General features: G+C 57.5%; 15 protein-coding genes and 1 pseudogene. 14 read left to right on the forward strand and 2 right to left on the reverse strand.

Annotation, left to right across the window (positions count from 1 at the left end; all coding sequences use genetic code 11):
• Positions 1–202 precede the first annotated feature (202 nt).
• The 6 genes from U5G49_RS35560 to U5G49_RS35585 all read left to right on the forward strand — a co-directional run bounded on the left by U5G49_RS35560 (position 203) and on the right by U5G49_RS35585 (position 7,703).
• A complete protein-coding gene (locus tag U5G49_RS35560) occupies positions 203–1,528 on the forward strand; it encodes an aspartate aminotransferase family protein (RefSeq protein WP_284200543.1) in 1,326 nt (441 codons plus the stop codon).
• Positions 1,529–1,537: 9 nt separating this feature from the next.
• Positions 1,538–2,089, forward strand: a complete 552-nt coding sequence (locus U5G49_RS35565) for a carboxymuconolactone decarboxylase family protein (protein ID WP_284200523.1) — start codon at positions 1,538–1,540, stop codon at positions 2,087–2,089.
• A gap of 25 nt (positions 2,090–2,114) precedes the next feature.
• Positions 2,115–3,293, forward strand: coding sequence for a M24 family metallopeptidase (locus U5G49_RS35570; protein WP_284200524.1), 1,179 nt, complete (start codon positions 2,115–2,117; stop codon positions 3,291–3,293).
• Positions 3,294–3,433: 140 nt separating this feature from the next.
• A complete protein-coding gene (locus U5G49_RS35575; RefSeq protein ID WP_284200525.1) occupies positions 3,434–4,150 on the forward strand; it encodes an aspartate/glutamate racemase family protein in 717 nt (238 codons plus the stop codon).
• 31 nt (positions 4,151–4,181) lie between these two features.
• Positions 4,182–5,363: a M24 family metallopeptidase gene (locus tag U5G49_RS35580; RefSeq protein ID WP_284200526.1), complete on the forward strand. Its 1,182-nt coding sequence runs from the start codon at positions 4,182–4,184 to the stop codon at positions 5,361–5,363.
• A gap of 507 nt (positions 5,364–5,870) precedes the next feature.
• On the forward strand, positions 5,871–7,703 hold the full coding sequence (locus U5G49_RS35585) for a CocE/NonD family hydrolase (protein ID WP_284200527.1): 1,833 nt from the start codon (positions 5,871–5,873) through the stop codon (positions 7,701–7,703).
• Between the two features lie 159 nt (positions 7,704–7,862).
• On the opposite strand, the gene U5G49_RS35590 is transcribed toward U5G49_RS35585, so the two are convergent.
• Complete coding sequence (locus tag U5G49_RS35590; protein ID WP_284200528.1) at positions 7,863–8,327, reverse strand: Lrp/AsnC family transcriptional regulator; 465 nt, start codon at positions 8,325–8,327, stop codon at positions 7,863–7,865.
• Between the two features lie 188 nt (positions 8,328–8,515).
• Between U5G49_RS35590 and U5G49_RS35595 the strand changes: the two genes are divergently transcribed.
• From U5G49_RS35595 to U5G49_RS35625, 7 genes are all read left to right on the forward strand, one after another.
• On the forward strand, positions 8,516–9,919 hold the full coding sequence (locus U5G49_RS35595; RefSeq protein WP_284200529.1) for an aspartate aminotransferase family protein: 1,404 nt from the start codon (positions 8,516–8,518) through the stop codon (positions 9,917–9,919).
• A gap of 153 nt (positions 9,920–10,072) precedes the next feature.
• On the forward strand, positions 10,073–11,482 hold the full coding sequence (locus U5G49_RS35600) for an aldehyde dehydrogenase family protein (protein ID WP_284200530.1): 1,410 nt from the start codon (positions 10,073–10,075) through the stop codon (positions 11,480–11,482).
• Between the two features lie 80 nt (positions 11,483–11,562).
• Entirely contained in the window at positions 11,563–12,261 is a 699-nt protein-coding gene (locus tag U5G49_RS35605) for a CoA transferase subunit A (protein ID WP_284200531.1), read from the forward strand.
• Between the two features lie 18 nt (positions 12,262–12,279).
• On the forward strand, positions 12,280–12,909 hold the full coding sequence (locus U5G49_RS35610) for a 3-oxoacid CoA-transferase subunit B (RefSeq protein ID WP_284200532.1): 630 nt from the start codon (positions 12,280–12,282) through the stop codon (positions 12,907–12,909).
• A gap of 54 nt (positions 12,910–12,963) precedes the next feature.
• A complete protein-coding gene (locus U5G49_RS35615) occupies positions 12,964–14,145 on the forward strand; it encodes an acetyl-CoA C-acetyltransferase (RefSeq protein WP_284200533.1) in 1,182 nt (393 codons plus the stop codon).
• A 14-nt stretch (positions 14,146–14,159) separates the two neighbouring features.
• Positions 14,160–14,657: a UPF0262 family protein gene (locus U5G49_RS35620; protein ID WP_284200534.1), complete on the forward strand. Its 498-nt coding sequence runs from the start codon at positions 14,160–14,162 to the stop codon at positions 14,655–14,657.
• Between the two features lie 151 nt (positions 14,658–14,808).
• On the forward strand, positions 14,809–16,221 hold the full coding sequence (locus tag U5G49_RS35625; RefSeq protein ID WP_322790962.1) for a Glu/Leu/Phe/Val family dehydrogenase: 1,413 nt from the start codon (positions 14,809–14,811) through the stop codon (positions 16,219–16,221).
• A gap of 411 nt (positions 16,222–16,632) precedes the next feature.
• On the opposite strand, the pseudogene U5G49_RS35630 reads toward U5G49_RS35625, so the two are convergent.
• Positions 16,633–17,454 (reverse strand): annotated as a pseudogene (locus U5G49_RS35630) (aldehyde dehydrogenase family protein); the annotation flags it as partial.
• A 501-nt stretch (positions 17,455–17,955) separates the two neighbouring features.
• Here U5G49_RS35630 and U5G49_RS35635 point away from each other — a divergent pair.
• Positions 17,956–19,563 (forward strand): ABC transporter substrate-binding protein, encoded by a 1,608-nt coding sequence (locus tag U5G49_RS35635; RefSeq protein WP_284200536.1) that lies wholly within the window; start codon positions 17,956–17,958, stop codon positions 19,561–19,563.
• Positions 19,564–19,565 lie beyond the last annotated feature (2 nt).

Here is a 19,565-nt window from a genome sequence, read left to right on the forward strand (position 1 = left end):
AACCAAGCGGACCATGTCTCCAACGGGTTTGGAAGTCAAACACGATATGGAAAGCTGGTGTCGGCGCCTCTCCACGTTGAATAAGAACAAATGCATCATAAGTGGCATTCTTAAAACAGTTGTTGCATTTTTTCGTGAAAACTGGCAATCAATGGACATCCAGAAGCGCCGGCACGCCGGCCGTGAGCAGCCCGAGTTTGCTATGACAAAAATCCTCCATCGAACCATTGGTACAACTTTGCCCAGCGCCGTCGCCGGGGAGGGCGTCCACATTACCGACAGCGAAGGGCGCACATATATCGACGGTTCCGGGGGAGCAGCTGTCAGCTGCCTTGGACATAATCACCCTGAAGTTGTCGATGCCATGAAGGTGCAAATGGGGCGCATTGCCTACGCTCACACGTCATTCTTTACCACCGATGTGGCTGAGGAACTCGCTGAGCAACTTATCGCCCTCACGCCAAGCGGCCTGGACTATGTCTACTTCGTCTCTGGCGGATCCGAAGCTGTCGAGGCTGCGCTGAAGATGGCCCGACAGTATTTCGTCGAAATAGGTCAGCCTCAGCGGCGTCATATCGTTGCGCGCCGGCAAAGTTATCATGGAAATACGATCGGCGCGCTGGCGACGGGTGGGAACGAATGGCGTCGCGCTCAGTTCAAGCCCATCTTGCCGGAAACCCACCACGTTTCCCCATGCTATGCCTACCGGGATATGTGGCCCGATGAAACCACTGAGGCTTATGCCAACCGGCTGGCCGAGGAACTCGAGGATCAGATTCTCAAGTTGGGATCTGACACAGTTATGGCTTTCGTCGCTGAACCTGTCGTCGGCGCGACCCTGGGCGCAGTGGGCCCCGTGGCGGACTACTTCAAACGTATTCGGCAAATCTGCGACAAGTACGGCATATTGCTCATCCTAGATGAGGTCATGTGCGGCATGGGTCGTACCGGCACGATGTTCGCGTTCGAGCAGGAACATATCGTTCCCGATCTGGTGACTATCGCAAAGGGCTTGGGGGGTGGGTTCCAGCCAATCGGCGCTGTCTTGCTTTCCGAGAAGATCTATCGTGCGTTTGCGGATGGATCGGGTCTCTTCCAACATGGGCACACGTACATCGGCCATCCGATTGCGGCGGCGGCGGCTAACAAGGTCGTGGAGATACTCAGGCGCCCGGAAATCATTGCCAACGTCGTCAAGATGGGCGATCGCCTTCAGGCCGGACTCGATGCGGCGCTCGGCCAATCGCCATATGTCGGCGACATTCGTGGCAGGGGCCTATTTCGGGGTGTGGAAATAGTCGCCGACAAGGATACGAAACAACCGTTCGACGCGGCGCGCAAAATCCACGCCAAGATAAAGAAAGAGGCGATGGAGCAGGGCCTGATGTGCTACCCGATGGGCGGCACAATTGATGGTAAGCTCGGCGACCACGTGCTGTTGGCTCCTGCCTTCATCGTCGAGCCTGAGCAAATCGATATGATCGTAGACAGGCTAGCGGCTGCTATCAAAGCCGCGATCGAAAGCTGAGGCCGTGCGATGAATATCTCAAACAAGATGGTATCGTCCTGCCCGCCGATAACCGACGAAGAGTGGCCCGTCGAAATTGATGACATGAAGGCAGGTTTTGCGGGATCACTCAATGTTTACCGCACAATGGCGCACCACCCCGCACTGCTGAAGGCATGGGCTCCATTACGTCAGCATATCGTCAAAGACAGTGCGTTGGGCCCTGTCCGCTCGGAACTTGTCATCCTGCGGGCGGCCCATCGGATGGGCTCAACTTATGAATGGGTCCATCACGTAAGCCGCTCTCGTGCATTGGGCATTTCAGACGCTCGGATTCGCGAGATGAGCGGAACGCCAGTTGGAGAGGACGGGCTGATTGCGCGCGCCGTCGATGCGCTATTCGACGACGCACGCCTCTCTTCGGATATTGAGCAAGCCATTTCTTCATCTATGGGAACTGAGGCTGTGCTCGATCTAATTGCCACCGTCGGGTTCTATTCCGTGCTCGGCTACATCTTGATGACCTTCAACACCCCAATCGACGAGGGTGTCGTCAATGAGATGATAAATCGGCCGATTTGAGTTTTCGACCAGGGTGAGGGCGAGGATGATAAAAGAACTGCACTTCGAACTTAGCGAGTTTCAAGCTCGACTTGCCGGCGTGAAGACGGAAATGGCGCATAGAGGGATAGACATCCTCCTTCTTTCTGAACCGCCTAATCAGAACTATCTCACCGGCTACAATGCCTATTCCTTTTACACGCCCCAGATGGTGATCGTCGCTCAAGATCACGACGAACCTGTCTGGGTTGGTCGATTTATGGATCGCGTTTCGGCCACCATGACTACCTATCTCGCGGAAGACAATATTCGCGCCTATCCGGACACGTACGTTCAATCGGCCACGCTATCAGCCTATGGCTTCATGGCTGAAATCGTGAAGGAACTTGGCGGCGAAAATGCTCGCATCGGGGTGGAGATGGGTGGTTACTACTATCCCGCCCGTGGGCACGTTGACCTCACCCGGGCGCTACCTGATGCCGAGTTCGTGGACGCTGATCTTCTCGTAGGTTGGATCCGCCTGGTGAAAAGCCCTGCTGAGGTTGCGATTATGCGCCAAGCCGGACAACTTGCTGACGTCGCAATGAAGCGCGTCGTCAACACGGTAGAAGCCGGCGTGCGTGAATGCGACATCGCGGCTGCAATCTACCATCAACAGGTGTCCGGCACGGCAGAATTCGGCGGCGATTACCCCTGTTGCCCCCCGGATCTTTGCATAGGCGAGCGCTCGATCGCTCCGCATGCTGCGTGGACCGACGACCGTCTTCCGGACTCTACGGTCGTCAATCTAGAACTCTCGGGGTGCCGGCACCGCTACCAGGTCAACCTCGCTCGTACAATTGTCGTGGGCAAGCCGTCACCGTCGTTCCAAGATCTGTCGGAAATAGCGATCGAAGCGTTGAACGTTGGCCTTGAAGCGGTCCGTCCCGGCCGGACCTGTTCGGAGGTTGAAAGCGACTTCAGACAAGCACTCGCTCGCCATGGAATTGAGAAGGAGTCGCGTATCGGATACCCGACCGGTATTGGCTTCCCCCCGGCCTCGGGCGAACGTACTGCAAGCATTCGCAAGGGCGACGAAACAGTCCTCAGGCCCGGCATGGTCTTCCACATGATGCCAGGCTTGTGGCTCGACAAGGTCGGGATCACCATCACACAGAGCTTTGTGGTCTCAGACACTGGTTATGAGCCTCTGACGACGACCCCACGAAAACTGTTCGTCAAATAAGGTCGTTATTTAAAATGAGCAAGCTCATCAGCGATCTGATCTGCGAGTCGGGAATCGTCACACAGATGCCCCACGTTTTGCTGTCGTCTTCCAGGTTTGCCAAACAGCAGCCTCGGCCATCTGAATGAAAGGAATACATCGTGATTTCACAAAGCAGCGGGATGCTTGGAGTTCTTGAGCTTGACGAGGGTCTGTCGGAATGCACCCCCGCTCCTCGCGAAGGCTCACTCCTGAATCCAGCAACATTCGGCCTTCCGATCCTCACTGAGATCGTTGAAGGTGCTTTAGCTGAGCGCGTCATTCGAGGTGATCCCTCACTCGAAGGCGCCTGCGTGACTGCCGCCCATAAGCTTGTTGAGCGAGGTGCCAGCGTCATTGTTGGAGACTGCGGCTTTTTGATCCGTCATCAGGACGCGATTTCCGCAGCAGTGGATGTACCGGTCATAACCTCCAGTCTGCTCCTCATACCAATTCTACTTCGCCAGCTTGCTCCTGCAAAAAAGATCGCCGTTTTGACAGCTGACACACGGCATTTGGGCGAAGAGCTATTGGGTGTCCAGAATGCGCGCGACCGTGAACGCTTGGTCATAGGAGGGATCGAAGGCGGCATTTACATGCGCAATACTTTGGCTCGTCCTCTCGTGCGAACTGATCTCGAACAGATCGAACATGAGGTTGGCGAGTGCATTGAACAACTGCGCGGCCAGTATCCCGAAGTGGCGATGTTGCTTTTTGAGTGCACCGGGTTCCCTGTCGTCTCGAAGGCTCTTCGGCGCAAAACAACGCTTCCGATCTATGACATCACGGACCTCTGCGCGCTGACGCTCAATGCAGTGCTCGGCCGGACCCCGACCTAGATCCCCGACTGCATTCAAGAAGGAATTAGCAATGAGCGTTGCAACGCTTCGATTTGAACTCACCGAATACAAAATGCGCCTGGAGAAGGCGCGTAACGCAATGGAACGGGCCGGGATCGATCTGTTGGTTGTTACCGATCCGGCCAACATGCACTGGCTCACCGGCTATGACGGATGCTCCTATTATGTACCCCAGTGCGTCGTGGTGACAAAGAGCGATGAACCGTTGTGGTTTGGCCGACGCATGGACGCAAATGGTTGCCGCCGGACCGCCTACATCAGCGAGGACAGGATCAAATGGTACGGTGACGAATACGTGCAGTCCGACACTCTTCACGCCATGTCCGCTCTGGGGGCGATCATTGTAGATGAAGGACATGGCTCATCGGTCATTGGTGTAGAGAAAGATAGCTCTTGCTTTTCCGCCGCATCGTTCGAGGCCCTTGCGGCGTCGTTACCGAACGCAAGATTTCAGAAGGCCGACAGGCTTATAAATTGGCAGCGGTTGGTGAAGTCACCTCGAGAGATCGAGTATTTGCGCGGTGCGGGTAAAATCGTCGAGGCTATGTATCAGCGGGTTTCCGAGGTGTTGTGTCCTGGGATCAAGCAGTCTGACTTGATTGCCGAGCTTTCGTACGTAGGAACACGCGGGGTCGACGGCTATTGGGGGGATTATCCGGCCTGCGTACCGAACCTGGGAGCCGGTGCGGATGCCTCGGCGCCGCACCTCACATGGACCGATCAGCCAATACGCGGTGACGAAGCCATATTCTTTGAGTTCGCGGGCGTGCACAAGCGCTACCACTGCCCGCTTTCAAGGACATATTATCTCGGCAAGCCGACTGTCCAGATACGAGACGCAGAAGCTGCAGTTCTGGACGGCATGCAAGCGGGACTTGAGAGGGCGGTAGCCGGCAATTGCTGCGAGGACATCGCCAAAGCCTATTCGGGAGCGTTGGCGCGGTACGGTTTCGAGAAGACAAGCCGATCCGGTTACCCCATTGGCATCGGCTATCCTCCGGCCTGGGGAGAAAACTCCGCAAGCTTCCGACAAGGCGACAGGACGGAACTGCAGCCGGGCATGGCGTTTCATTTCATGTCAGGGTTGTGGTACGGCGACTGGGGCATCGAGATCACAGAAAGCTTTCTTATCACTGAAGGTGAGGTCGAGTTTCTCTCGAGCGTTCCTCGTAAGCTGCTCGTTATAGACTGAAATCGACGTCTGAATGCCGCGGGTATTATCCAACGCAGCCGTTCGCTTTTGCCGACCGGAAGACTTGGGTAATTTGAGGATGTCTGCTGCTTGCTCTGGGTAGATCGAGGTACACGCGAGAGTGGCGCCACGATAGAAATTTGATCTTGGTTCCGACAAGCATTCTGTGGTGTCGGATCAAAGTCGGGCGATGGCTGTCTTCGCGCGCATGTCCGATCAAGGAGGCCGTTGCGCCCAGCCGGACGCAGCACGCAATTACACCCGCGCTCACTGCATTGCCAGATACTGCGTGATCACCTCGTGCACCACTCAAGCCGCAACTCAGCCTGCTAATTCGATCCGTCAGACATGGCCAACCCGCAGAGGCGACTCATCGATACGTAAAAACCATTCGGCGGTCTTAGCGGGCGGAATATCTGCCAGAAAGCTCACTTGTCGTTTGAAACGAATGTTGCATATTTGTGTGTATGAGACATATAAATCATAGTTTAGTCAGGGAGAAGCGGCATGACAGCCATCAGTCAGGATCAGGTCGAGGCCGGTGCACCAAACGACGTAGATCTTCGTTCACCACGAACTGCCGACTCACAACAAGAACGGCGAGCACTCTTCCGCTTGGACCTCGATGCGGTTGTTGAAGGTAGGCACAAACTAGGCGATTTGAACTCGGTCTATGTGCCCGCAAACGACGGCGTAAGGATAGCCCTGGATGTCACCCGTCCGATGGGTGATACCGTTGACAGCAAACGCGACACTATCTTGGTGATGACGTGCTACGGGCGGGGAAAGAAGCGCGAACCCTCGAATTCTTATGCCGATTTATTTGTCCCGCATGGCTACGCAGTTGTTGTTGGAGACGTGCGTGGTACCGGGGCCTCCTTCGGGGTCTGGCCCGGCCACCGCTCACGCGAGGAGATCCTGGACTTCAGCGATATCTTGGATTGGATCGCAGAGCAGTCTTGGTCCACTGGTAACGTGGTCGCCTATGGGCTGTCTTACACGGCGAACTCCGCAGATCTGATCGCCTCGAGAAACCACTCTGCGCTGAAGGGAATCGTCCCGAGATATGTCGATTACGATATCTTTTTTGAGACTTGGCCTGGCGGTGCTCCCAACCTCACGCTCGACAGGTGGAGCGAACTGGTCGAATCGCTGAACAGGGATCAGAACAGCAAAGATAATTCTAATCGCTCCAGCAATCTCCGAGCGGGCATTCGTCCAGTTGGAAGCGAGGCGGAATTGGCCGCGGCCTTGCTCGAGCATGGGCAAGCACCTTCCTTCATATCCGTGAGCACAGTCACTTGTAGGGAAGAATGGTTGAGCAAGATTTCTGGATTTGATTTTTCGCCGCAAGCCGCCGCGGACCTTATCTCCAAGTCTGGCGTCCCAATGCAAAACTGGAGCAGCTGGTTCGATTCCGGGGCGGCGCAGGGCTCAATTCGACGCTTTCTGCTTCAGTCAAATCCGATGAATGTGATCATCGGACCTTGGAACCACTGTGGCCGCAAAGCTTACGACCCGCTCCGTCCCGACGTTGACGATCTCGTTCCAACCATGCAGTGCCAGCAGGCAAATGACTTTCGTTTCGTGAATGGGTGTTTCAACGGCGAAGCTGTAAGCCAGCCTGATAAGGTCATCCACTACTACACGTGCGGCGAGGGTGTCTGGAAATCGACGCGCTCGTGGCCAGTCCCGGCCACGCGCCAACGCTGGTACATTGCAAGTGGCTCGCGCCTGTCTTCCTTGCCCGAGGAAAGCGGCTTCGACTTGCTGCAAGTCGACCGTGAATTTCGGGACGTGCTGACTAACAGGTGGGACACCAACGGCGGGATTGGGACTGGCGAAGTAGATTACGACGATCGGCAACAGTATGCGGCCGCACGTCTGACCTACACCAGCGCACCATTGGAACGAGACCTCGAAATCACCGGACACCCCATCGCGGAGTTGAATGTCTCCTCGACTCGCGAAGATGGTATCTTCTTCGTCTATCTTGAAGCGGTAAGCCCGGATGGGGTTTCCTGCTATCTCACAGAGGGAGTGTTGCGCGGACCCCACCGCAAAGTCTGGAAGGGTTCCCCTTTCAGTGTTCTAGGTCCGCAGCAGAGCTACTTGAAGAGTGATGCCGAGCCGCTGGTACCCGGTCAACCAGCAAAGTTGGCATTTACGCTGCTTCCTATATCGGCGCTCCTGCCGGCCGGCTACAGGTTGAGAGTATGTCTTGCGGGAAGTGAGAGCACTTCATTCGCCAATGTGCCCTCGGACGGAGACGCGCCCGAACTCCAATTTTATCGCGGCGTGGAAGGTTGCTACATCGACGTCCCGGTTGTTGAACGGTGAACATACCGGGTCGTGTTCGGTAGGAACGGCCCGTCAGGGCAGAATGCAGACCTGAGATAAGCGGTATTGGAATCCTAGGACGGGCGGGCAGATTACTCGTATTGCAGCAATAGCCCGTCGACGGAGGACCTCAGTTGGATCAGAGCTGTCGCTTAAGCTCTAGCTTTCGATAGGGAACACGAAGCCGGCTTTCACTCGATCCATGACCACCATTGTCTTGAATCCTTTGATGTCATTGTTCTCGTAGAAGAAGCGTCGGGTGAATTGTTCGTAGTCTTCCATGTCCTTTGCAGTGACCACGAGCAGGAAATCGGCATCGCCGGTGACGTAGTACCCAATCATGACCTCGCGCGTCTTTCTGATTGCGGATTTGAAACGATCGATGATGTCGGCGCGCTCGCGCTCAAGAGATACGAGAACCACAACGGTGACCTGTCTGCCGACGGCTTTCGGGGAGACGATCGAGACGTCGGCTTCAATAACGCCTTCGGCGCGCAGACGCTTGAGCCGACGCTGGCAGGCAGTCGGCGAAAGGTGTGCTCGCTCGGCCAGTTCCTCGGACGTGAGCCTGTTATTCTCTTGTACGGCACTGAGAAGCACAATGTCGGCGCGATCGAGTTCCATATTTGATCAGTCCTGCAAGAATGAGAAAATTACGCAGGAATTCTGCATAGACAGTGGGATGTTTGCAGTCAACCGGCGGCGGCTTACCTGCACATTGATAAGCCAATTGAGGGGCGAACCGTCCGGCTGGCGCATAGCGTGACCTCGACCGTTCCATGAGATGATAGCAGCTAGGGAAGGACATTTCAGTGACCATCAACATTAAGGACATCGCCGAGAAGGACCGCAACTCGGTCCTGCATCCGTTCACGCAGCTGAAGGACTTTGCCAGCGGCAAGCTTGGCGAGCCGACGATTGTCGAGACGGGGAAGGGCATCCGGATCCAGGACGCTTACGGTAACCAGCTCATTGATGGCTTTGCCGGCCTTTACTGCGTCAATGTCGGCTATGGCCGAACCGAGGTGGCCGAGGCGATCTCGCGCCAAGCCTACCGGCTTGCCTATTACCACTCTTACGCCGCTCACACGACCGACGAATTGGCGATCCTTTCTGATCGTCTGGTGAAGATGGCGCCGGGCAAGATGAGCAAGATATTTTACGGTATGTCCGGTTCGGACGCCAACGAGACCCAAGCCAAGCTCGTCTGGTACTACAACAACCTGCGTGGCAAGCCCACGAAGAAGAAGATCATCTCACGCGAGCGCGGCTACCACGGATGCAGCGTCGTCGCAGGCTCGATGACCGGCATGAGCTTCTACCATGATCACATGGACCTTCCCCTGCCTCAGATCACCCATACCGGCGTGCCGCATCACTACTGGGGCGCCAATCCTGGCGAGACCGAGCGGGAATTCTCCGCGCGCCGGGCTCTTGAGCTCGACCAGCTCATCGAACGGCTTGGGCCTGACAATGTCGGTGGTTTCATTGCTGAACCCGTGCTTGGTACCGGCGGTATCACGCCGCCGCCGGAAGGCTATTGGGAGGCCATTCAGCCGGTGCTTAAGAAGCATGATGTGCTGCTGATCGCCGACGAAGTCATTACCGGTTTTGGCCGCACCGGCTCGATGTTCGGCTCGCAGCATTATGGCATCGAACCGGACCTGATCACGGTTGCCAAGGGCTTGACCTCTGCCTACTTCCCGCTCTCGGCAGCGATCGTCGGCGAGAAGGTCTATCAGGTGCTGGAAGACGGAGCCGACAAAGTCGGCGCCTTCTCGCATGGCTATACCTACTCCGGCCATCCGATCGGCGCAGCTGCGGCCAATGCCGTGCTCGATATTGTCGAGAAGGAAGATCTGCCGGGGAACGCTCGCGACGTGGGCGCCTATTTCCAGGCGCAGCTCAAGGAGAAGTTTGCTCAGCTGCCGATCGTCGGCGAGGTGCGGGGTATTGGCCTCATGGGTGCCATCGAGTTCGTCGGTGACCGCGAGAACAAGACCCGTTTCGATCCGTCGCTGAAGGTTGGTGCACGCGTGTCGAAGGCAGCTCGCGACGGCGGCCTTATCGCCCGCGCCATGCCGCATGGCGACATCCTCGGCTTCGCACCGCCACTGGTCACCACCAAGGAAGAGATCGACGAGATTGTCTCGATTGCCGAGAAGGCAGTGCGCTCGGTCATGGACGACCTGGTTCGCGACCGCCAGAAGCTCTGATTGATATTTTAGCCCTGGCGGTCGGTGATGCCGGCCGCCAGGGCTTGTGATCAACGACTGCATAAAGCCGGAACAGGGCAGGGTGCCGCCTTTGCCTTGAGGTTAAACGCGACCCTCCGACGGGGGGCCATGAGGAATAGAGGACCTGGTAATATGACTGCCGCGAAACTCCACGTCAAAACCAGCCTGGCGCCGATCTCTGTCCACAGCCCCTATGACGGCGCGCTACTTGGAACGGTCGAGGCAACCGACCCTGCCGAGATCGATCGCCTGCTGGCAACTGCCCGCCGCGGCGCCGAGATCTCGCGCAATCTGCCGCGGCACAAGCGGGCGAGCATCCTGGAAGGGGCCGCTCGGATCATCGAAAGCCGCAGCAACGCCTTTGCCGAAACCATTGTTCGCGAAGCCGGCAAGACGATCATCCAGGCGCGCAAGGAAGTGTCCCGCTGTGTCAATACGTTGAAACTGTCGGCGGAAGAAGCAAAGCGCAACGCCGGCGAGATCGTACCCTTCGATGCCTTTACCGGCTCGGAGCAACGCCAGGGCTGGTTCACCCGTGAACCGCTCGGTATCATAACCGCTATTACACCTTACAACGATCCCCTGAACCTGGTCGCTCATAAGCTCGGCCCGGCGATCGCCGGCGGCAATGCGGTTCTGCTTAAGCCATCGAACCTCACTCCATTCTCGGCGATCAAGCTGGTCGAAGCACTACGGGAAGCTGGCCTGCCCGAGGAGGTCATCACCATCTCGCATGGTGACAGAGAACTGGTGACCGCAATGATCACTGCACGCGAGGTGAGAATGGTGTCGTTTACCGGCGGTTTTGCCACCGGCGAAGCCATCAGCCGCTCGGCTGGCCTGAAGAAGCTTGCCATGGAGCTCGGCGGCAATGCGCCCGTTATCGTCATGAGTGATTGCGACTTCGAAAAGGCAGTCGAAGGTTGCGTCTCCGGCGCCTTCTGGGCGGCTGGGCAAAACTGCATCGGTGCTCAGCGCATCCTCGTCCAGGTCGAGCTCTACGACCGCTTCCGCGATGCCTTTGTTGCCGCGACGAGCAAGCTCAAGGCGGGAAATCCGCTGCAGGAAGACACAGACGTCGGTCCGATGATCTCTGCCCAAGTCGCGGAACGCGCCGAAGCCGCAGTCAACGAAGCCGTCGCTGCAGGCGCCAAGCTGCTATGCGGCCAACGACGGGAAGGATCCCTGTATCACCCGACGGTATTGGAAGGCACGCCGCCGACCTGCCGCCTTTGGCATGAGGAAGTATTCGCGCCGGTTGTCATGCTCGCGCCTTTCGACACGCTCGACGAGGCGATCGAGATGGCCAACGATCCAGAATACAGCCTGCATGCGGGCATCTTCACCAATGACATCAACGTTGCGCTCGATGCGGCCAAACGCATCGACGCTGGCGGCGTAATGATTAACGACTCCTCCGATTACCGCTTCGACGCCATGCCCTTCGGCGGCTTCAAATACGGCAGCATGGGCCGGGAAGGCGTGCGCTTCGCCTATGAGGATATGACCCAGCCGAAGGTCGTTTGCATCAATCGTGGGTGACCACCCGCACGCGAGGCGGGTTCTTCGCCGACAACAAGCGCACGCGAAAAGCTGCCTATGCCAGACTTAAAGGGGAGATTATGAACAAGATTTACGAGAGCCCACAGGCAGCCCTTGATGGCTTGCTGTTCGACGGGATGTTTCTCGCGGCCGGCGGCTTCGGTCTTTGTGGTATTCCGGAGCTTTTGATCGCTGCCATCCGCGAGGCTGGCGCGAAGGACCTGACGATCGCCTCGAACAATTGCGGCGTCGACGACTTCGGCCTCGGCGTGCTTTTGAAAACGAAGCAGATCAGAAAGATGATCTCGTCCTATGTTGGCGAGAACGCCGAGTTCATGCGGCAATATCTGAGCGGCGAACTGGAGCTGGAGTTCAATCCGCAGGGGACGCTCGCTGAGCGCATGCGAGCAGGCGGCGCCGGCATTGCTGGCTTCTACACGAAGACCGGCGTCGGCACGGTCGTTGCCGAGGGCAAGGAATTGAAGACCTTCAACGGCGAGGTCTATGTACTCGAGACCGGCATCGTTGCCGACCTGTCGATTATCAAGGCGTGGAAAGCAGACACGACCGGCAATCTTGTCTTCCGCAAAACTGCCCGCAATTTCAATCCGCCAGCCGCTACCTGCGGCAAGATCTGTGTTGTCGAGGTCGAGGAGATCGTGCCGGCTGGCAGCCTCGATCCCGATCAGATCCATCTGCCAGGCATCTACGTGCATCGCCTGATCCAGGGCAGACACGAAAAACGCATTGAACAACGCACAACGCGCGCGGCGGCTTGAGGTAAGGGGGAGAGACAGATGGCTTGGGACAGGATCCAGATGGCAGCTCGGGCTGCTCGCGAACTACAGGACGGCACCTACGTCAATCTCGGCATTGGCATTCCGACGCTAGTGGCCAATTATATTCCCGAGGGTGTCCATGTGACGCTGCAGTCGGAGAACGGCCTGCTCGGTATCGGTCCGTTCCCGATCGAGGACGCGGTCGACGCGGACTTGATCAACGCTGGTAAGCAGACGGTGACGACACTGCCGCACTCGGCCTTTTTCGACTCGGCACAGAGCTTTGCGATGATCCGCGGCGGCAAGATTGCCATGGCTATTCTCGGCGCCATGGAAGTCGCCGAGAATGGTGACCTCGCCAACTGGATGATCCCCGGCAAGCTCGTCAAGGGGATGGGCGGCGCAATGGACCTGGTCGCTGGAGTCAAGCGCGTGGTGGTCGTCATGGATCACACGAACAAGGTTGGCGACTCCAAGGTGCTGAAGGCCTGCACCCTGCCGCTGACCGGCAAAAGCGTGGTTGACCGGATCATCACCAATCTCGGCGTGCTCGATGTGGTCGAAGGCGGCCTGAGGCTCGTGGAGCTCGCCGATGGCACCACTGACAGTGAACTGCGCGCCGCAACAGACGCGACGATCGTCAACTGATCCGGCGCTCTGCGTCCGAACTATTCCAAACCCACCAAAAGCGGAGGAGCTGTCATGAGCACCCCATCCATCGTCATCGTCAGCGCGGCGCGCACCGCGGTCGGTTCCTTCAACGGTGCCTTCGGCAACACACCGGCACACGAGCTTGGCGCCGCCGTCATCAAGGCTGTGCTCGAACGCGCCGGCGTCGAGGCTAGCGAGGTCGATGAAGTGATCCTCGGTCAGGTGCTGCAGGCAGGCGAAGGCCAAAACCCGGCGCGCCAAGCCGCGATGAAGGCGGGCATTCCGCCAGAAAAGACCGCCTGGGGCATGAACCAACTCTGCGGCTCGGGCCTGCGCGCAGTCGCGCTCGGCATGCAGCAGATCGCAACCGGCGATGCGGAAATCATCATTGCCGGCGGCATGGAGTCGATGTCGATGTCGCCGCATTGCTCGCACCTGCGTGGCGGTGTGAAGATGGGCGACTTCAAGATGATCGACACGATGATCAAGGATGGCCTGACGGACGCCTTCTACGGCTACCACATGGGTATCACCGCGGAGAATGTCGCCCGCCAGTGGCAGCTGACCCGCGAGCAGCAGGACCAGTTTGCACTGGCGTCGCAGAATAAGGCCGAGGCCGCGCAAAAGGCTGGCCGCTTCGCTGACGAGATCGTTCCGTTCGTCGTCAAGGGCCGCAAGGGTGACGTCACCGTCGACCAGGACGAATATATCCGCCATGGTGCAACTCTGGAATCAATGACCAAGCTACGCCCGGCCTTCGACAAGGAAGGCACTGTCACCGCCGCCAATGCCTCGGGCTTGAACGACGGCGCGGCTGCAACCCTTTTGATGAGCGAGGCTGAAGCCGGGCGCCGTGGTATCCAGCCGCTGGCGCGTATCGTCTCCTGGGCGACGGCCGGCGTTGATCCGCAGATCATGGGCACAGGCCCTATTCCCGCCTCGCGCAAGGCGCTGGAAAAGGCCGGCTGGTCGGTCGGGGCTGTTGAACTCGTCGAAGCCAACGAGGCCTTCGCGGCGCAGGCGTGCGCCGTAAACAAGGATCTCGGCTGGGATACGTCGATCGTCAACGTCAATGGCGGCGCCATTGCCATCGGTCACCCGATCGGCGCCTCCGGTGCCCGCGTCCTCAACACGCTGCTCTTCGAAATGAAGCGCCGCGGCGTTTCCAAGGGTCTTGCGACCCTCTGCATCGGTGGCGGCATGGGTGTCGCCATGTGCGTGGAAGCGATGTGAGGGAGGCGTCTGTCATGACCGGTGCCCAGTATCGACTTAGCGGTGTCGCACTCGATTGCTCCTTCGGGACACGGGACACGCGCGTCGAGCGTGAACAGGCGCTGGCGATCATCGATCTTTTGGAAACCAACACCTTCACGCCGATTGGTCATGACGGCGGCCCCTATCGACTCAAGATCGAGACGGTGGACGGACGGTTGGCCCTGCACGTTGCAGAGGACAATGGGGTGCATATTGTCAGCCACTATCTCTCGCTTATCCCTTTCCGGCGGCTGATCAAGGACTATACGCGCATCTGCGAAAGCTACTACGATGCCATGTCCCGGCCCGGGCCAGAGCGTCTGGAGGCGATTGATATGGGCCGCCGTGGCATCCACAACGAAGCGGCCGAGCTTTTGAGAGAGCGTCTCTCCTCTAAAGTCAGCATCGACAAGGACACGGCGCGCCGCCTGTTCACGCTGATCTATGCGCTCCTCGCCCGCAATGCCGAGCATAGGATACTCTCGAGTTGAACAGCTATCAGATTGTTGCCCCTGACGGACGGTGGCCGGCGGTCAATAACTATGGAAGGAAGTACCAAGTGCATGCAACGTCACAACAGCCGGCTCCGATCGGCAAACACCATTTTCGAAATCATGCTCCTCAACCCGTGAGGGGCGCGTGATGCAGGTCAGCTCCGCAAGCTTTCTGGAAAGCGTCGATCAGAACTTCCGCCATGCCATGTCATTCCTTGATCTGCCGGAGGGATTGGCAGAGCGGATCATCCAGTGCAATTCGACCTATACGGTCCGCTTCGGTGTGCGTCTGCGCGGCCGCATGTACAGCTTCATCGGCTGGCGCTCGGTCCACAGCGAGCATTGCGAACCGGTCAAGGGCGGTATCCGCTACACATCCAATGCCGATGCCGAAGAGGTCGAGGCATTGGCCGCGCTGATGACGCTGAAATGCTCGCTCGTTGACGTTCCCTTCGGCGGTTCCAAGGGCGCGCTGAAGATCGATCCGCGCGAGTGGACACCGCAGGAACTCGAGCGCATCACCCGCCGCTTTACCCAGGAGCTCAACAAGCGCGGTCTGATCGGTCCGGGCGTTAACGTTCCGGCTCCCGATATCGGCACCGGCGAGCGCGAAATGGCCTGGATGATGGATGAGTTCCGTCGCGCCAATCCGACCGATGTCGTCAATGCCCGCGCCTGCGTCACCGGCAAGCCCTTGTCGAAGGGCGGCATCGCGGGCCGCACAGAAGCGACGGGCAGGGGCGTCCAATTCGCCATCCAAAGCTTTCTTCGCGACACTCGAACAGTCGGGCTCGACGGTCGACGCGATCTGAAGGGCGTCTCAGTCATCGTGCAAGGCTTCGGGAATGTCGGCTATCACGCCGCCAAGTTCCTGTCCGAAGAGGACGGCGCACGCATCACCGTTGTTGCTGAACGTGACGGCTACGTCACCAATACCGAGGGTCTACCTATCGAGGCGCTCAAGCAGCATCAGATCCGAACCGGCAGCATTCTCGGCTTTGAAGGCGCCAAGTCCTTTGTCGGCGATATGACCGGCATCGAACAGCGCTGCGACGTTCTCATTCCAGCGGCGATGGAAAATGCCATTCATGTCGAAAACGCGGAACGCATCAAGGCACACCTGGTCGTGGAGGCGGCCAACGGTCCCGTCAGCTTTGAGGCGGACAAGATTCTGCGCTCCCGCGGTGTGACCATACTTCCGGATCTCTTTGTCAATGCCGGTGGCGTCGTCGTCAGCTACTTCGAGTGGGTTAAGAACCTGACGCATATTCCCTTCGGCTTGATGGAACGGCGCCGGCGCGAGCGGCGCAACCAGACAATCGCTGCAGCGCTCGAGCAGATGACGGGCAAGGAGTTCCCGGCCGACATCCGCGACGAGTTCCTCGAAGGCGGCTCAGAGATCGACCTTGTTCGTTCGGGCCTCGAAGATGTCGTGCGCAGCACCTGGGCCCGCATCGGCGATCTCATGGAGAAGCAACCGGAACTCGGGGATTATCGCACCGCGGCTTATGTTGCCTCGATCCGACAGATTGCCGAAGCCTATGAGGCAATCGGTATCTGATCGGATAATCCATTGATTGGCCGCCGGGCTTCGCCAAGGCAGAACGAAACGCTTGGCGATTGTGCGGTGGCCTGTTCCTATCCAACGCCGGGGACGGATAAACAACGTCCCTGCTACATATGCCAGGAAAAGCTCCCGGCGGGTTAATAATAGGCCGCGGCGGATTCCTGCGTTTCTGTCGGCAACATTGCAGGCTTACGCGTTATTTGCACCGAGAACGCCGTCATGCGTCAGTCAGCTTGACGTATGATCGGTTTCGGTCGAGTTCCTGTCATGGCTACTGTTGCCAGTGACGGCACACAAATGCGCCTCCCAAGCAACTAGGCTGCCGTTGGACAGGTCCCGACGGCAGCGACTTTTTGTGCGCAAGTTGCCCGTTTTCACATCGTTGGCCTGCCCGCCATCCTGCCGCTATAGGCCACCCATGCAGACATACTTCATCTCGAGATAGTCCTCTAGCCCGTGCCGGGAACCTCACGCCCGATCCCCGACTGCCTGATCCCGCCAGACAACATGCGACCTGTGTTGATGCCAACCATGCCATATTCCAGCGCTTCAGCGACGCGCCACACCCGCTTGAGGTTGGAAGCGTAGAAGTAGGCCGCCAAGCCTTAGATTGTATCGTTCGCGTCGTGAACTACGTCATCGGGGTCGTCGAAGCGAATGAGTGGTGCATGCGGTCCGAACGTCTTTTCTTGGGCCACACGCATTGTTTTGTCGACGTCCGTGATCACAGTTGGTTCGAAGAATGTTCCAAAGGATGCAGAGCGGCTACCGACACAGCGAACCATTGCCGCCTTTTGCACCGCATCCGTGTTGTGCAATTCAATCTTTGTGAGCGCGTCCTCGTTGATCAACGGACCAATCATCAGGATCAAATCAGTCGCCGACCTTTAGCAATCGCAGGCGCTCGGTGAACCTTTCAGCGAATTCAGTATAGACGCGGGACTGAACGTAAATCCGCTTGGCGGATATGCAGGTCTGTCCCGCGTTGCGGAATTTTGCTTGGATTGCTCCGTCAACCGCAGCATCGATCTCGGCGTCGTCGAAGACGATAAAAGGGGCGTTGTCGCCGAGTTCGAATCTGATGCGCTTTATCACTGGCGCATGAGCAACCGGCCGACCTCTGTCGGATCGGTAAAACTGATCTTCGCACCTTAGGTTTGAGCAGCGCTCGCGGCCAATCACGTCACCTTCCTACGCATAGATTAGGGACAATACGCCATCGGGGAATGTTATCCCGATGAACTCTGTCTGGTCCGAAAGTCCGACCGCGCCTTGCCCGTTCTACGTCGGCCTCGCCGCCCTTGATGCAGGTAGCATCCGGGTCGACGCCGTTTCGGCTGAACCTGCAGGTTGGCGATGTCAACCATACACTGATCTTCGGCCCGACTCTGCTGAAAAGTTCCTTCACAGAAGGCCATCATGCTGAAGAGACTGTCGACGTCCGGAGTGTAAAGCGCCTGGCAATGGGAGAAAATCGCGTCGAATGTCTCACATGCAGCCATGTGAAACAATCGTTGCAAACGGCGAAAAAGGGGCTTATGACGGTTTACTGCTGATGCAGTTCCGGACCATGCAGTGTGGCAAAAGCAGAGGTCGCAGGAGGCGGCTAGGCATGCCTGAAGGGAAGGTATCCGTTCGAGTTACTAACTGATTGCAACTTCGACTTCCATCAAAGGATGCAATCAATACTTGCATATAGAGCTTCCAACAAGAAAAGGGGAATAGATAATGATCATATCTCGACGCAATGCGCTGAAATTGGGTGTGGCAGCCGGAGCATCACTCTCCATTCCATCCATCCTCCGCGCGCAAACAACTTCAGCCGACGAAAAAAACATCCGTATGGTTATGGGCGACGCCCTAACTGCTTTCGATCCAATCTTCACCTCCAGTGACGTCACGGCCAGCCATGCTATGGCCATTTATGATACGCTGTTCGCCTTAGACTTGCAGCTTCAGGCGCAGCCCCAGATGGTGGAAACATGGACCCTATCTGAGGACAAAAAGACGTACACGTTTCAGCTGAGGGAAGGCCTGGAATGGCATGATGGCACACCAGTTACTGCGGGAGACTGCGTGGCTTCGGTTCGAAGATGGGCTCAGGTCGATGCCGGTGGACAACTCATCATGTCGCGGGCACAGGACATTTTGAAGAAGGATGACAAGACGTTTTCGATCGTTCTGAAGGAGCCGCTGCCAATACTGATAGACATCCTCGGCGCATCCAGTGGATATTACCTTGCTATAATGCGTGAGCAGGATGCAAAGCTGGCTGCTACTGAGCAGGTAACCGCAAACATCGGCTCGGGACCGTTCAAATTCAACCTGGAACTGGCTCGGCCAGGTGCCAGCTTCACCTATGATCGTAACGAGGCTTACGTGCCGCGGAAAGGACCGCAGGATGGGTACGCAGGCGCGAGGATCGCAAAAGTAGATCGGGTCGTTTGGGATCAAATCTCAGATCCGCAGACTGCTGTAGGCGCTCTGCAGGCAGGTGAAATAGATTTCATCGAACGGCCCAGCGCAGATCTGTTTCCAGTTATTGGAATTGACCCGAACCTAGAGCTCCAAGTGTTGAATGAATCCGGCCAGGACTGGTGCCTGCGAATGAATTTCCTTCAACCGCCATTCAACAACGTGAAAGCGCGCCAGGCGGTTCTCCACCTGCTCGATCAAGAAGCGTTCTTGCGCGTAATCGCTCCGGATCCGCTCTACGGCACTCCCGTAACGTCGATTTTTGGCAACACCACGCACTACTCGAACGACGAAAATACCGGTTGGTTCAAGAAGGGTGGCGATGCGGCGAAAGCCACGCAACTTCTAAAGGAAGCGGGGTATGCGGGCGAAAAAGTCATAATTCTTCAGGACTCCACCCAGCCGGCACACAGGGATGCCTCGCAACTTCTCGCAGACTCCCTTCGAAAAGTCGGGATGAATGTTGAACTCGCTGCCAGCGACTGGGGTGGGCTTTCTAAGCGCCGAACGAACAAAGGTCCCGTTGAGAGCGGCGGTTGGAGTATGTTTATGACCACCGATACCGACTTCCTGATGAGCGATCCGACATCGCAGATCTTCATGAATGCAGGTGGTGAAAAGGCTTGGTATGGCTGGCCGAAGAACGAGGAGTATGAGGCACTCCGGGCTAAGTGGCCGGACGTCGAAACTCTAAAGGAGCGTAAGGTGTTGGCCCGACAAATGCAGAAAATCTGGTGGGATTTCGTCGGCGATATCAGACTTGGACAAGAACTGAGGCCGGTCGCCCGGCGCAAGGAACTCACCGGTATTGTCGGCATGCCTATTAACCGTGTCGCATTGTGGAACATGGAAAAGGCGTGAGT

This window comes from Rhizobium indigoferae (genome assembly GCF_034554815.1).
Classification (GTDB): domain Bacteria; phylum Pseudomonadota; class Alphaproteobacteria; order Rhizobiales; family Rhizobiaceae; genus Rhizobium; species Rhizobium leguminosarum.